14 protein-coding genes and 2 tRNA genes are annotated in these 12,739 nt (G+C 64.8%); 5 read left to right on the top strand and 11 right to left on the bottom strand.

Annotated features, from left to right (window positions below):
* Positions 1-34: 34 nt before the first annotated feature.
* Complete coding sequence (locus ICM05_RS05800) at positions 35-682, bottom strand: lipase (RefSeq protein ID WP_188023639.1); 648 nt, start codon at positions 680-682, stop codon at positions 35-37.
* A 199-nt stretch (positions 683-881) separates the two neighbouring features.
* On the opposite strand from ICM05_RS05800, the gene ICM05_RS05795 reads away from it, so the two are divergent.
* The 4 genes from ICM05_RS05795 to yiaA all read left to right on the top strand — a co-directional run bounded on the left by ICM05_RS05795 (position 882) and on the right by yiaA (position 2,870).
* A tRNA-Ser gene (locus ICM05_RS05795) sits at positions 882-969 on the top strand.
* A gap of 243 nt (positions 970-1,212) precedes the next feature.
* Complete coding sequence (locus ICM05_RS05790) at positions 1,213-1,701, top strand: YajQ family cyclic di-GMP-binding protein (protein WP_188023638.1); 489 nt, start codon at positions 1,213-1,215, stop codon at positions 1,699-1,701.
* Positions 1,701-2,114 carry a DUF3151 domain-containing protein gene (locus ICM05_RS05785; RefSeq protein ID WP_188023637.1) on the top strand — a complete coding sequence of 138 codons (414 nt, stop codon included), beginning with the start codon at positions 1,701-1,703 and terminating at the stop codon, positions 2,112-2,114. The genes ICM05_RS05790 and ICM05_RS05785 overlap by 1 nt, the downstream gene beginning before the upstream one ends.
* Before the next feature lie 258 nt (positions 2,115-2,372).
* Positions 2,373-2,870: an inner membrane protein YiaA gene (gene yiaA / locus ICM05_RS05780; RefSeq protein ID WP_188023636.1), complete on the top strand. Its 498-nt coding sequence runs from the start codon at positions 2,373-2,375 to the stop codon at positions 2,868-2,870.
* Here yiaA and ICM05_RS05775 read toward each other — a convergent pair.
* The 3 genes from ICM05_RS05775 to ICM05_RS05765 all read right to left on the bottom strand — a co-directional run bounded on the left by ICM05_RS05775 (position 2,867) and on the right by ICM05_RS05765 (position 6,364).
* Positions 2,867-4,774, bottom strand: coding sequence for a SelB C-terminal domain-containing protein (locus tag ICM05_RS05775; RefSeq protein WP_188023635.1), 1,908 nt, complete (start codon positions 4,772-4,774; stop codon positions 2,867-2,869). The two genes, yiaA and ICM05_RS05775, sit on opposite strands and share 4 nt — an antisense overlap.
* A gap of 2 nt (positions 4,775-4,776) precedes the next feature.
* Complete coding sequence (gene selA, locus ICM05_RS05770; RefSeq protein WP_188023634.1) at positions 4,777-6,204, bottom strand: L-seryl-tRNA(Sec) selenium transferase; 1,428 nt, start codon at positions 6,202-6,204, stop codon at positions 4,777-4,779.
* Between the two features lie 65 nt (positions 6,205-6,269).
* Positions 6,270-6,364 (bottom strand) — tRNA-Sec (locus ICM05_RS05765).
* 56 nt (positions 6,365-6,420) lie between these two features.
* On the opposite strand from ICM05_RS05765, the gene selD reads away from it, so the two are divergent.
* Positions 6,421-7,413, top strand: coding sequence for a selenide, water dikinase SelD (selD, locus tag ICM05_RS05760; protein WP_188023633.1), 993 nt, complete (start codon positions 6,421-6,423; stop codon positions 7,411-7,413).
* A 220-nt stretch (positions 7,414-7,633) separates the two neighbouring features.
* Here selD and ICM05_RS05755 read toward each other — a convergent pair whose 3' ends face one another.
* The 7 genes from ICM05_RS05755 to ICM05_RS05725 form a co-directional block, all read right to left on the bottom strand.
* Entirely contained in the window at positions 7,634-8,731 is a 1,098-nt protein-coding gene (locus ICM05_RS05755) for a hypothetical protein (protein WP_188023632.1), read from the bottom strand.
* Entirely contained in the window at positions 8,728-9,393 is a 666-nt protein-coding gene (locus ICM05_RS05750) for an ATP-binding cassette domain-containing protein (RefSeq protein WP_285895420.1), read from the bottom strand. The genes ICM05_RS05755 and ICM05_RS05750 overlap by 4 nt, the downstream gene beginning before the upstream one ends.
* Positions 9,378-10,469, bottom strand: coding sequence for a hypothetical protein (locus ICM05_RS05745; protein ID WP_188023631.1), 1,092 nt, complete (start codon positions 10,467-10,469; stop codon positions 9,378-9,380). Before ICM05_RS05745 ends, ICM05_RS05750 begins: the two co-directional genes overlap by 16 nt.
* Positions 10,462-11,100 (bottom strand): hypothetical protein, encoded by a 639-nt coding sequence (locus ICM05_RS05740; RefSeq protein ID WP_188023630.1) that lies wholly within the window; start codon positions 11,098-11,100, stop codon positions 10,462-10,464. The genes ICM05_RS05745 and ICM05_RS05740 overlap by 8 nt, the downstream gene beginning before the upstream one ends.
* Positions 11,093-11,728: a hypothetical protein gene (locus tag ICM05_RS05735; protein WP_188023629.1), complete on the bottom strand. Its 636-nt coding sequence runs from the start codon at positions 11,726-11,728 to the stop codon at positions 11,093-11,095. Before ICM05_RS05735 ends, ICM05_RS05740 begins: the two co-directional genes overlap by 8 nt.
* Positions 11,721-12,221, bottom strand: a complete 501-nt coding sequence (locus tag ICM05_RS05730) for a hypothetical protein (RefSeq protein ID WP_188023628.1) — start codon at positions 12,219-12,221, stop codon at positions 11,721-11,723. The genes ICM05_RS05735 and ICM05_RS05730 overlap by 8 nt, the downstream gene beginning before the upstream one ends.
* A 190-nt stretch (positions 12,222-12,411) precedes the next feature.
* Complete coding sequence (locus ICM05_RS05725) at positions 12,412-12,735, bottom strand: lactococcin 972 family bacteriocin (RefSeq protein ID WP_188023627.1); 324 nt, start codon at positions 12,733-12,735, stop codon at positions 12,412-12,414.
* Between the last annotated feature and the right edge of the window lie 4 nt (positions 12,736-12,739).

Genomic DNA, 12,739 nt, shown 5'->3' with positions numbered 1-12,739 from the left:
GTGTGCGAGTGTAGCTAGCGCCGCACGTTGGTGCTTAGAAGCGCCAGACGACCGTCTGGAAGCCTGCGGGAGGCTCGGGGGTCCAGTTCTCAACCTTGGTGACGAGACCAGATCCGCCGGGAACGTTCGACTGGATGATCGTGTACGTGCCATCGCCGTTCACGCCGGTGATGAGCAGCGTGTGCACGCCCGAAACCCATGAGGTGGGGGAGTCGATGCTCTCGTACTGAATAACATCACCGGGCTGTGCGTCGGAGATGCCGAGGCGCACTGCGTCACGGTATGCGCTGACGGGGTCGCTGCCGCCGTCCCAGTACGCGTTGCCCGCCAGAAGCCAGCGACGTGCTGACTGGATGCACTCGCCTGGGGCGCTCCAACCGGTTGCGCGGCTCGTGCCAACTTCCGATTCTGCAGCGGCGATTGCCTTGTCGACGTCGAAGTTGTGACCGGCGCTGCCGGAGATAGAGGTGAGCTCGAGGATCGAAGGCTGGTCAGCCTCGAAATCGAACTGCGTGGTTTCAAACGTCTGTGCTGCGGGTACAGCCGCCACCGTTGAGGTCGGGGTGGTCGAGTAGTCCACAGCGTCCGAAGAGCCGGTTGCTGCGAACGCAGGTGCCGCGCAGAGGGAGAAGGTGGTGACCGCGACTACTCCGACAATCAGCGGCTTAAACGGTGAACGCACCTGGTGGACTCCTCAACGGTTTTCGGTCCCCGCGGTCGCGGAAACAACTTGACCAGTATGCGTTACCTTTCTGTGATAATTCAAACCGAAATGAGAAAAAGTACTGTGAACAGGGGCTTTGTGTTTTCTGTGATTGTCGATGTGCGTCGCCGGTGCGAGTTCGGGTAATGTGGTCTCCTGTTGGTGCACGCGCCAGCATGGAGGATTCGCATAGCGGCCTAGTGCGCACGCCTGGAACGCGTGTTGGGTTAACGCCCTCAGGGGTTCAAATCCCCTATCCTCCGCCACAGGGAAAGCCCCTCGCAGAAGTTCGACTTCTGCGAGGGGCTTTTGGTTTGTGTTGACGCGTGCGCGTGGCCCTGGGTGGATCCGCGCTGCTTGCGCCCCGACCCGCGCCCCAACCCCGCGAAAATGGCCGTTTCTTGCACAGCGACCCCTTTCATACGCATGAAAGGGGCGATCTCGGCAGAAACGGTCGGTTTCGCGGGGTTGAGGGGACGGGCAGAGCGCAACAAGGTACAGTTTGAGACATGGCTGATTCTTCATTTGACGTAGTGAGCAAGATCGACTCGATGGAGGTCGAAAACGCTATCAACCAGGCCCGCAAGGAGGTCGAACAGCGTTACGACTTCAAGGGCGTTGGTGCTGACGTGTCGCTCTCGGGCGAGACGATCATGATCAAGGCAAACACCGAAGAGCGCGCGAACGCAGTGCTCGACGTGCTCCAGTCCAAGTTCATCAAGCGCGGACTCTCGCTCAAGGCACTCGACACCGGCGAGCCCTACCCGAGCGGTAAGGAATACCGCATCGAGTCGAAGCTCAAGGAAGGCATCGACCAGGCGACCGCGAAGAAGCTGAACAAGCTCATTCGTGACGAGGGCGCGAAGTCGGTCAAGAGCCAGATCCAGGGCGACGAACTGCGTGTCTCCTCGAAGAGCCGCGACGATCTGCAGGACACCATCGCACTCCTCAAGGGTGCAGATGTTGAGGTCGCGCTGCAGTTCGTGAACTTCCGCTAATGATCGGGCAGAACCTGCTCGGCCCCGAGCCGACGCTCCTCGCCGAGGACACCTCGGTGCAGGGCGCGCTCGCCGCTGGCGATTCGCTCGAGTCGATCGTGCGCGCACACCCCGAGTCGCCCCTCGCGTGGGCACTGCTCGCAGATGAGGCATCGGCTGCTGGCCGCGAGATCGAGGCGTACGCCTTCGCTCGCGTCGGCTACCACCGCGGTCTCGACTCGCTGCGCAAGTCGGGTTGGCGCGGAGCCGGCCCCGTTCCCTGGTCGCACGAGCCCAACCGTGGCGTGCTGCGTGCGCTGTACGCGCTGCGCCGTGGCGCCGCCGCAATCGGTGAGACCGGCGAGGTCGAGCGCCTCACTGAGTTTTTGAATGGCGCGGATCCGGAAGCGATCCCCGCAATCGAAGCGCTCTAGCGAGTTCTGCTCGCGCGTGCGCTTTCCGTGCGCAGGTCCTGTGCGGGCCGCGCGGGAGATCGTACGCAGGCCCCCGGAGACAGTTATCCACACTGGCTTTCCGGGGGCTTTTGCGTGCTCGGAATGTGTGCTCCTCTGGCTCGCTGTGCATCTGTTGACGACCCTGGCGTGAACTGGGGGCCATCGCGCGTTTGGGCTTGAACTGCGATTGAATGACAGGGCTACGCTGAACCACCTTCGAACAGAGGAGCCTTCAGCATGACCATAGAAAACAGCCCCGCCCAGCGGGCACAATTTGGCAGACCAACGAGCGCGTTCATCGGCGCATCATGGGCCGCGCTGGCGCTTGGTGTCGTCGTGTACTTCGTGAGTCTGTGGCGGGCAGACATGGAACCCTTCGAGAAGGGCTTCTTCCTTGGCGCGTTCTTCTTCGGCGTCGTGAGTGCGGTCGGCCTGCAGAAGTCGGTGCGCGACCGTCACGAGGGTGTACCCGTGACCTCGCTGTATCTCGGCGTCTCGTGGCTTGGACTCGGGCTGAGCATCGTGCTGCTTGCGTGGGGTCTGTGGAACAGTCCGCTTTTGCCGAGTGAGAACGGGCTGTATGGCATGACCTTCGCGATGACGGTGTTTGCGGTCACGGTCGTGCAGAAGAACGTGCGCGACCTCCTCGCGTACAAGGCGCAGCACCCTGAACAGTATGGGCCTGACGCGATCGAAGCACGGCGGCAGACTGCGGAGCGGGGTACGGGAGACTAACGCCGTGCAACCTCACGGAGCGTGCCGTCAACCCGTCGCGTCCAACCCTTCGCGTCGAGTAGCTCAAGCAGGGGAATCGCTACGCGTCGTGTGGTGTCCAGCGCTTGCCGCGCCTGGCTCGTTGTGAACGGCTGGGGCAGCGCCGCGAGCCGCTGCATCGCGAGCGCGGGGGCCTGTGGCAGCAGAATGACCCCGTCTGAGAGTCTGACCAGTCGTCCAGCACGCTCTGCGGTTGCGAGCTCTTTCGCCCCAAGCTTGAGGCGCGCGAGGTCGTCGGCCTCCGGAGCCGCGAACGGCTGCGTGCGAAGGCCGCGCTCCAGCGCAGCCACGCCCTTCTCCGCTGGACCAAGATCGATGGTCGCGCCAGGTTCGCGCAGCACACCGCCGGCCGACTCAAGCTTCGCGTGGTGCGCGACGAGCGGGAGGAGCGATGCGTCTGGCATTGCCGGTGCGTCTGCCGAAGGGTCTGTCGCTGTGTCAGCCGCTGTGCCAGGCTTCGCGACTGCGCGTATGAGGGCGTCGCGCGCTGCGCCGTGGGGGAGGCCAGGGCTGAGCGGGTCGTGCTTACGCTGCTCGATAACCGCCCGCCGAAGCCGCTGCACCCAGGCGGTGAGCGCCGGGCCGTGGATCCACCAGCGAGTCTCGCCGATCCGCACCTCGAGCAAGCGCTCTTCGTGCGGTGCATCGGGCGCGAGCTGCGGCACAGCCGCAAGCGAAGTGTGCCCGAAGCGCTGCAGGTCGGTGACCCGCATGGCGCCGCGGCGGCGAACGTCGGCGAGGGGAGATCCGCTCACTGGCAAGGCAGCAAGTGCGGCGGCCCGTGCGCGGCCAGCGCCGCGGCGGCCAAGCTCCGGCGGCTCGAGATCGAGCACGGTAGCGCCGGCGAATACCGAGCGGCTGCCGGGCGCCCTGAGTACGAACCGGTCACCGAGTTCGAGGGGGAGCCGTCGCTCCAGAGTGAGGCGTGCGTGGTCGTCGTCGAAGGGGCGCACGCGCGCGGTCACGGCGGCGGTGCCGATGTGGACATTGAGCTCTTGCGGGCCATCGGCGAACGGCTGGCCCATGGTGCGGCGCACGTCGATCTGGTCCACGAGGCACCAGGCATCGGGGGTGACCAATGCGTCACCGCGGCCGATTGCACCTGCGACCCCGTCTCGCAGGTTCACCGCGACTCGCGCGTACGGAGCGACGCGGTCGGCTGCCGCGTTCTGGCTGTGGAGTCCACGCACCGAGGTGTCTTGGATCCCAGACTCGCTGACGACGGTGAGCGCATCGCCCTTGGCCAACTCGCCTGCCGTGAGGGTGCCGGTCGCCACCGTGCCGGAACCCTTGACGGTGAACGCGCGATCCACCCACAGGCGCACGCGGGTGTCGGTGCGCGGAGCGGGAGCGTCCGCGAGTACCGTGTTGAGCGTTGTTAACAGGTCGCTGGTACCGGTTGGTGCCGTGCCGTCGCCGGGAATCCCGACGGGCACGATCGGCGCCTCGGCCAGGGGAGTACCCGCAAACTCGGCGCGGATCGCCGCAGCGACCTCAGTTACCTGGTCTGGGGCGCGATCCGCCCGCGTGATCGCAAACACCGCCCGCGAGAGTCCGAGCGCCGCCACCGCATCGCGATGATCGGTGGACTGGGCCTGCCAGCCCTTGTCTGCTGCAACGACGAACAGCACGACCGGCGCCGGGCCAACGCCCGCGAGCATGTTGCCAAGAAACCGCTCGTGACCTGGCACATCGACGAACGCGAGATCGCGGCCCGAGGGCAGGGTGGTCCATGAGAAACCAAGATCGATGGTGAGTCCGCGGCGTTGCTCTTCTGCGAGGCGGTCCGTCTGCATGCCAGTGAGCGCGTGCACGAGGGTGGACTTGCCGTGGTCGACGTGTCCGGCGGTAGCGACAACGTACATGGTTAGGCGGCGGGTTCAGTCTCGGGTGCGCGCAGCACCGCGACGATCGCGGCCGCGAGATCGGCGTCCTGGTGCGGTGGAACGCAGCGCACATCAATGAGGCAGCTGCCCTGTGCCGTGCGAGGGACGACCGCCGTCGCGCCCGCGCGGAGCGGTGCCGCGCAGTGTTCGGGGAGCGCGAGTGCCCAGCCTGGAAGTGGGACGCCCGGGGCTCCGCCGCCACCGACGCGGCCGTCGTGCGGCACGACCTCGAACGTGTGCCCGGTCGCCTCAGCGACCGCGGCAGCAAGCGCCTCAACGCGACCGCGCAGCTCGGAACGTTTCACGTGCAACGCTGCCTGCACCGGAGTTTCCGGGCCGCGGAGCGTCGCCTCAAGCGCCGCGAGCGCGAGCTTGTCGGCACGCACAGCCCGCGCCAACGGGTGCTTCGCGAGCCGCTCAATCGCCGCCTTCGTGCCGTAGAGAATGCCAGCTTGGGGGCCGCCGAGCAGCTTGTCGCCGCTCGCGATGACGATGTCGGCGCCGGCCTGCAGCGCCGCGGTGATGTCGGGCTCGTCTGGGATGACAGACTCGGGGTGGATGAGGCCGCTGCCGAGGTCGACGATGAGGGGGATCCGCGCCCCGTTTGCCCCGCCGTCAGCGCCGCCAGCAGCCGCGTGCGCATCGAGCAACGCACGCAATTCGGAAACTTCGACGCCCGAGGTGAAGCCCTCGACCTTGAAGTTGCTCGGATGCACCTTGAGTACGCAGCCGATGCCCGCGCCGAGCGCGCGCTCGTAGTCTGCCGGGTGCGTGCGGTTCGTCGCGCCAACCTCGCGCAGCCGCGCGCCGGTCGTCTCCATGAGGTCAGGCAGGCGGAAGCCCGCGCCAATCTCCACGAGTTCACCGCGGCTCACGACAATGTCGCCCACGGTGCCGGGCGTGCGCGGATCAGCCCCAACGCCCAACGCCGTCACCGCCAAAAGCAGTGCGGCGGCACCGTTGTTCACAACGAGCGCGTCCTCCGCGGCAGGGCAGGCTTCGAGGAGGGCGGTTTTCGCACCGAGACCGCGGCCGCTGCGCTGACCCGTGCCGAGGTCCATCTCGATGTCGGCATATCCCGCAGCCCGCGTCACCGCGCGGATTGCGCCGTCCGACAGGGGAGCGCGGCCGAGGTTTGTGTGGATGATGACGCCCGTCGCGTTGATCACCGGGGTGAGCGTTGCAGGCGAGGCCGCGGCGAGTGCTTCGGCGACAGTGTTGCTCACAGCCTCTGGGGTGATTTCTCCCGCGCGAGCTCGCCCCTGCGCGTCCGTGATGATCGCGCGAATCGCCTGCTCGCCAAGCCACGTGCGTGCGTCATCGACCGCTGGCAGTGCGAGGAGCTGATCCGTGCGCGGAATGCGGCGGCGCGGGTCGGTGCTCGACTCAGTGTTCGTCGTCGTGCTCATTCGCTCGCCACCTTGCGGTCGATGATCCGCGCCCCGCGAAAGCGGCACCGGAACCGGGATAAAACTGGCGGAAGCGGACGGGAATCGAACCCGCCAAACCGAGATACTCGGTTTCACCGGTTTTGAAGACCGGGGGCACCACCAGGAACCAGACGCTTCCACTGAGGATCCTACACACCCTCGCGGGTTGCCCGCGCCGCCCGATAGGGTCAAGACATGACTGTTAATGGGGACAACATTCGACTGACCGGCTTTGCGCACGGTGGTGGCTGCGCCTGCAAGATTCCGCCGGGCGAGCTGGAGAATGCGGTTCGCGGTCTGGTCGGCCAGACAGCGCCAAACGTCCTGGTTGGCCTCGATGACGGTGACGACGCTGCCGCCGTCCTCGTGCGCGACGACCTCGCGGTACTTTCGACCGCAGATTTCTTCACTCCCGTTGTGGACAACGCTTACGACTGGGGGCGGATCGCAGCAGCAAACGCGCTCTCCGACATCTACGCGATGGGCGGCACCCCGATCACCGCGATTAACCTCGTCGGTTGGCCCCGCGAGAAGCTCCCCATGGAACTCCTCACCGAGGTTCTCCGCGGCGGACTCGACGTCGCTGCCGAAGCTGGCTGCCCCGTCACCGGCGGACACTCCGTCGATGACCCCGAACCCAAGTACGGCATGGCGGTCACCGGCGTCGTTGATCCGCAGAAGCTCATGCGTAACGACGCGGCCGTCGCCGGCCTGCCCATTACGCTCACGAAGCCGATCGGTGTCGGCGTGCTGAACAACCGCCACAAGCAGACGGGTGAGCGTTTCGAGCACGCCATCGCGAACATGACCCAGCTCAATCGCGATGCCGCGGCCGCTGCGGTTGCTGCTGGCGTGCGGGCTGCGACGGACGTCACCGGCTTCGGCCTCCTCGGACACCTCTACAAGATGTGCCGCGCCTCCGGCGTCGGTGCGACCCTCGACATGAGCGCGATTCCGCTGCTCGACGGCTCCCGCTCGTCCCTGGAAGAGGGCTTCGTTCCCGGCGGATCACGTCGCAACCTCGACTGGGTCCGCCCCCACCTGACCGCCGACGCTGGCATTACTGAGGACGACCTCATCTTGCTCGCCGATGCCCAGACCTCGGGCGGCTTGCTCGTGGTGGGTGAGATTCCCGGGCATCCCGTGATTGGTGAGATCACGGCGGGGAGCGGGATCCGCGTCCGCTAGTGAGCGCTGCCCCGCGCGCCCCGCGCCCGGCTCGCCGCTGCTCGGCCCTGCTTTGCTCGGCCCGGCCTCCCGGGCGACCCACTTCTCCTCGGTCAGAGATCGAGTGTCGGTAAGACGAATTCGGGCTTAAACGCCCTACCGAAGCTCGATCTCTGACCGAAGCGAACGGGGCGGGCGGCTCGCGCTACTCGCGCTGCTCGCGCTGCTCGCGCTGCTCGCGCTACTCGCGCTGCTTGAAGTAGATGAACAGTGCCCGCTCGCGGATCGTCACCGTCGCAACCACCACCCCAGCGAGCGCGCCAGCAGCGCCCAACCCGATGACGCGTGCGGCGATGCCGAGCAGGCTGCCCACGTCGTCGGGGTAGTAGCCCGCGAACACCGCAGTTGCGCCAAACGTCACACCGCTCGCGAGCGTCACCCAGACCGCCTGTTGCAGCAGCTGCATCCGAGTGAGTACGCCGCGGCTCACACCCGCGTGCTGCGCGGAAGCGAGTTCGAGCCGCCGCGACCGCACCGCGAAGACACCGATCGCGGCTCCCGTGATGAGCGCGAGGTAGGGGTCGAACCGGCTCATGCGGCTCGAAAACATCGCAGCACCGTCGAAGGTGCGCCCGAGGGTGGTGTTGAGCTGGCTCAGATCGGGGGAGGGTGCGTCGGGCTTGTCCGCGGGGATGACGACCGAGTGCAGCAACCCGTTGACCTCGGGGAGCTCCGGCCAAGACTTCACCCAGCACTCGTCGTATGGCTCGGACGACGTTGGCTCTGGCATCACGACCGCGAACCCGTACCCGGCCATGCGTCCGTCGTCGGGGTAGGGGAAGACTCCCGCAATCACGAGCTCCTCCGGCTCACCGGCGAGCGTCTGCAAGCCCTCGCCGAACTGGTCGAGCACCTGGCTGCCGACGAAGACGCCGGTGTCTGATCCGCCGACCTCGTCAGCCCCGCCACTGGGTCGCTCAACCCCGAGGACCTGCTCGATCCCTGGCGTCGCAACGTACTGCGACAGCGGAACCGATCGCATCGTCGTCGCCCGAAACTGCCCCGGCAGCTGCCGCACCGCAGCGGCAGTGACGTCGTAGTTATCGGCGAGCGCAACGCAGGCGGCGCCGTCGACACGGCCAGAGGACGACACGATCCGCACATTCGCGCCCGCCTGCTGGAACTTCTGCGCCGCGTCAATCACCGCGGCAACCGAGGACACCTCATGCGCGGCAAGTAGCCCGAGCACCGCGAGGTACACGAGGAAATACAGCAGGAGTTTCGACGTCCCCGTGCCGACATCGCGCGCGGCCTCACGCAGAACTGCGGCGGCCCTCACTCTGGCACCGCCGCAAACTCAGCAAGGTCGACGATGCGGTCGCAGGCAGCCGCGGTGTCTGGGTCATGGGTAGCGATGAGCACGATGCCACCCGCGCTGCCAATCGAAGCGATCGCGGCATTCACCGTCGCCGCACTCTGCCGGTCGAGCTGCGCGGTCGGCTCGTCGACGAGCAGCAGGTCAGGCTTCACCGCGAGGGCACGCGCGAGCATGAGCCGCTGCGCCTCGCCGCCTGACAGCATCGAGAACGGTCGCCGATCGGTGAGGTGCGAGAGGCCAACGACTGCGCAGATGTCGGCGGCTTCGGTGTCGGCGTCAGCGATCCGCCCACCCGACGCGAGCAATGGCAGTGCAACGTGATCGATCGCGGCCCGCCGTGCGACGCCGTGCGGATTCTGAAACACCCACTGCACCCGCGCCAGCCCCGCCTGCTCGACGGCGCCCTCGGTCGGGGCGAGCCAGCCGGCGACGATCGATAGCAGCGTGCTCTTCCCACTGCCGCTCGGTCCCACGATGGCGCAGCGCTCGCCGCCGGAAAACTCCGCCGTGAGCTCACGAAACAGCCAAGGGTTCGCCTCGCTGAACCGCTGCCCCAGCCCGGCGAACCGGAGCGACCGACCCATGCTCGGCCCCGTCAGCCCGGCGCTCACTTCTCCGCGCATGTGCGGTCCGTAGATTTCGGCACGTCAACGCGTGTGGGCAACGCTGCCTCGGCATTCACCGGCGTGAAGTAGGTCTTGCCGAGCCGCGACCCGACGATGTTGATGGCGAAGCTGGACCCCTGCGCCGTCAGACAGCCGCCCGAATCGCTCACCCCAAACACGGCGGCGGGCGGCACCGCACTCACCGCCGAGTTTTCCACGAGCGCGAGCACGCCTGGCGCGCTGGGCTTCTTCGTGTCGTTCGAATTGGCGGATCCCATCCCCGCCCCATCCGTTTCCTCAGTGCCGCGCGTGTAAACGCCGGAGAGTTCCAGGAGTGCCGCGGCATCAGTCACGGCCCCGGAGTCGTCGACGGGGACCGTCACGCCAGACACCTTGAGTGTGCGGGCACCGGGCGCAAGGTCGAGCGGGAGGGACTCGATCCGCGCACCTGTCAGGCTGCCCTTGACCTTGCCGAATTCCGCGCCAGCTTCGACCGTGGCGCCCACGGCCGCGGAACAGCTCCGCATCGTCACTTCCGGAGCCGGGAGCCACATGATCCGCTCGCTCGGCACTGCCTCAAGCTTGGGCAGATCGTCCTCATCGACGTCCGGGTTCAGCTTGCGTGCGACCGCTTCGAGTACGGCATCATTCACTGTGCCGGTCGCATTCAGATCTGCGCCGAGTCTCGCCAATTCGACGCGGATCGCGTCAACATCAGCACCCTCCGACTCGGGCGCGAGGCTCTGCCAGAGTGGGGTCGACGTGTGTAGCGCGAGGACGGGCTGGCCGTTGACGCCGGCAACGAGTTGGCCTGATTTCAGGGTGCCGTCGGCGGTGCAGGCGCTCCGCGTGATGCGGCCGCCACCGGGCAGAGTGAGGGCGGTCTCGTTGCCCGCGTCGAACGCGACCTGCACGGTGCGAGCGTCGTCGAACTCTGCGGTCTCGACGGCGAAGGACTGCGCTGCGGCCGCTGGCTGCAGGGTTGCTGGCGGTCTTGGCGGGAGCAGGTACTGCCCGCCGACCGCACCTGCCAGAACGACAAGAACTGCGGCGATCACCAGGCCTACGAAGAGGCCGGTTCGTTTCTCAGTCACGGAATGCTCCCTCTGGGTCCTTTTCGCATGCTTGGTCTGCTTCCCAGGCTTCGAATTCGTCGACAATCGCGTAGTCGTCGATCAATCTTTGTTTGCGCTGCTCCACCGTGTAGTCACGAGGGACGACACCCGACCTAATAAGGCAGGCGACGATTTCAGGCGTCTGATCCTTGTTCTCCGGGTTAGCGCGTATCGAGAAATACATGCTCACTACTTCGAAGACACCGGTCTCGTTCTCACAGTTGTTCGCGATCTCGTTTGCCTCATCGGGGTTGTTTACTGCCGCGAATTCGAAAGAGTAGCTTCCATCGTCGTCGAAGTCGTCAAAGGTGAGACCGCGCGAGACCATGCAATTCCGGAAGGCTTCGGTGACTTCCTGTTTCTCCGCTTCTGTGATGACTTCATCGCGCAGGTAGTCGCGAATCTTCTCATTCGCTGCCCTGGCATAGGCGTAACGGAAGTCCTCAGCCCACGGCCCCTTGAAATCAGGCATATCGGGGACGTGGGAATAGTCGGTCTCCTCGGACGAACTCTGGGTTTGGTCGATGCCCGGCCCGCTACAGGCCGTCAGTAGGCCAGCCGCCGCAATCAGCGCGACAAGAAACGGGGCAATGTTGAATCGGCTAGTCATTGAAGGCCTCCAATGGTGCGGCTTGACACTCACGTAGTGCCTCTCTTGTCGCGATTACGTCGGAGGCCGCGAAGCCTTCGATCTCATTTGACCTGTAGTTCTCAGCGGTGAAGCTTGGCGTTACCGTTTCTGAGCGAACCATGCACATGGCAATTTCGCGACTGAGATCACGGTTTTGGGGGTTCGCTCGAACCTGGAAGTACAGGAAGATCACGTCGTCAACTCCGCTGTTCGCAGCGCATTCGTTCGTGACTCTGTTAGCTTCCTCGGATCCGCTTACGCCCTCAAACGTCGTGGAGAATCCGCCATCAAAGTCAAAATCTGTAAACCCAACGCCTTGCGTAGACAAACAAGTGCGAAATGCCTCGGTTACAGCTTGTTTTTCTGCTTCGGTGATGTTCTCGTCTCGAAGGTAGGCTCTGATCTCATCGTTGGGCGCCTTCGCATAGGCATTCCGGAACTCTTCTGCCCATGGACCTGAAAAGTTAGGCATGTCAGTGATATGGGAGTAGTCGACCTCTTCTGAAGAGGTCTGGCGCTGGCCAGTGCCGGGCCCGTTACATGCCGTCAGTGTCGACCCAACCGCTAGCAGCGTAATGGCAACAATCGCCTTGTGTATGTTAGCCACGGAAAGCTCCTGAGGGGTCTCGTCTGCACGCTTCTTCCGTGGCCTTCGCAGCGTCCACCTTCGTGATTGCCTGCTCCCACACTGGGTAGTCCTTGTAATCGTCTGCGGTGTAATTGGAGGGCACTACACCGGCGCGAACCAGACAAGCTGCGATGTCTGGATTGCGATCCGTATTCTCGGGATTGAGCTTTATCTGGTGGTACAGAAATGAAACCTGATCCGCGCCAGTGCTCATCTCGCAGTCGGTTGCAATCTCGTTTGCTTCGTCGGGGCCGCTCACCTGTGTATACCCGAAGCGGTAGGAGCCGTCGTATTCGAAGTCATCAAACGTAAGGCCACGGGAGTTCATGCATTTTCGAAAGGCCTCCGTCACGGCCTGATTTTCAGCTTCACTAATGACTTCGTCACTGAGATAGCCGCGAATCTCATCGTTCGGCGCGCGCGAGTACTCATCGCGGAACAGGTCAGCCCATGGCCCCGAAAACTCAGGCATGTCGTTGGGCTGTGAAAGTGGAGCGCCTTCCGGGTCTGCGGGCACAGCAAAACTGCATGAGGTCAGAATGGCGCACCATGCGAGAGTGAGTGCGATGTTCCAAACCCCTGGCAGAGAGGATCGTAGATTCATCTCGCCCCTTCAAGATTCTGTTTCGGGCTGCTGGGGTGGCCGGTCAGCACAAGGCTGATCAAAATACGTAGTAATAGGCCGTATTGCTTACCCGGAACAATGATCCAGTCGCCTGAATCTGCGCGTGAGATCTGATGCCTGGGCCTCGAGTGTCGTGGCGGCAGCCGTAATTGCTGCAGGCTGTTGAACGATGCTTCTTTCTGGCGTGGTCAAAATCGGAAAAGACAAAGATCGTGCTTGAGGGCTCGAAAAACCCGTAATGCCATTTGCCGCCTTCGACGTATACAGTGGCGGCCGAAGCCGCCGAGACGCCACCAAACACCGAGGTACCAACGAGGACGAGACCTGCCATGAGCGCTGTGATTCGCTTCTTCTGTTTCATGTGT

The organism is Leucobacter sp. cx-42, assembly GCF_014529985.1.
Lineage (GTDB): Bacteria > Actinomycetota > Actinomycetes > Actinomycetales > Microbacteriaceae > Leucobacter.
The sequence above is the reverse complement of the archived record's forward strand: the minus strand, read 5'-3'. Positions and strand labels throughout refer to the sequence as shown.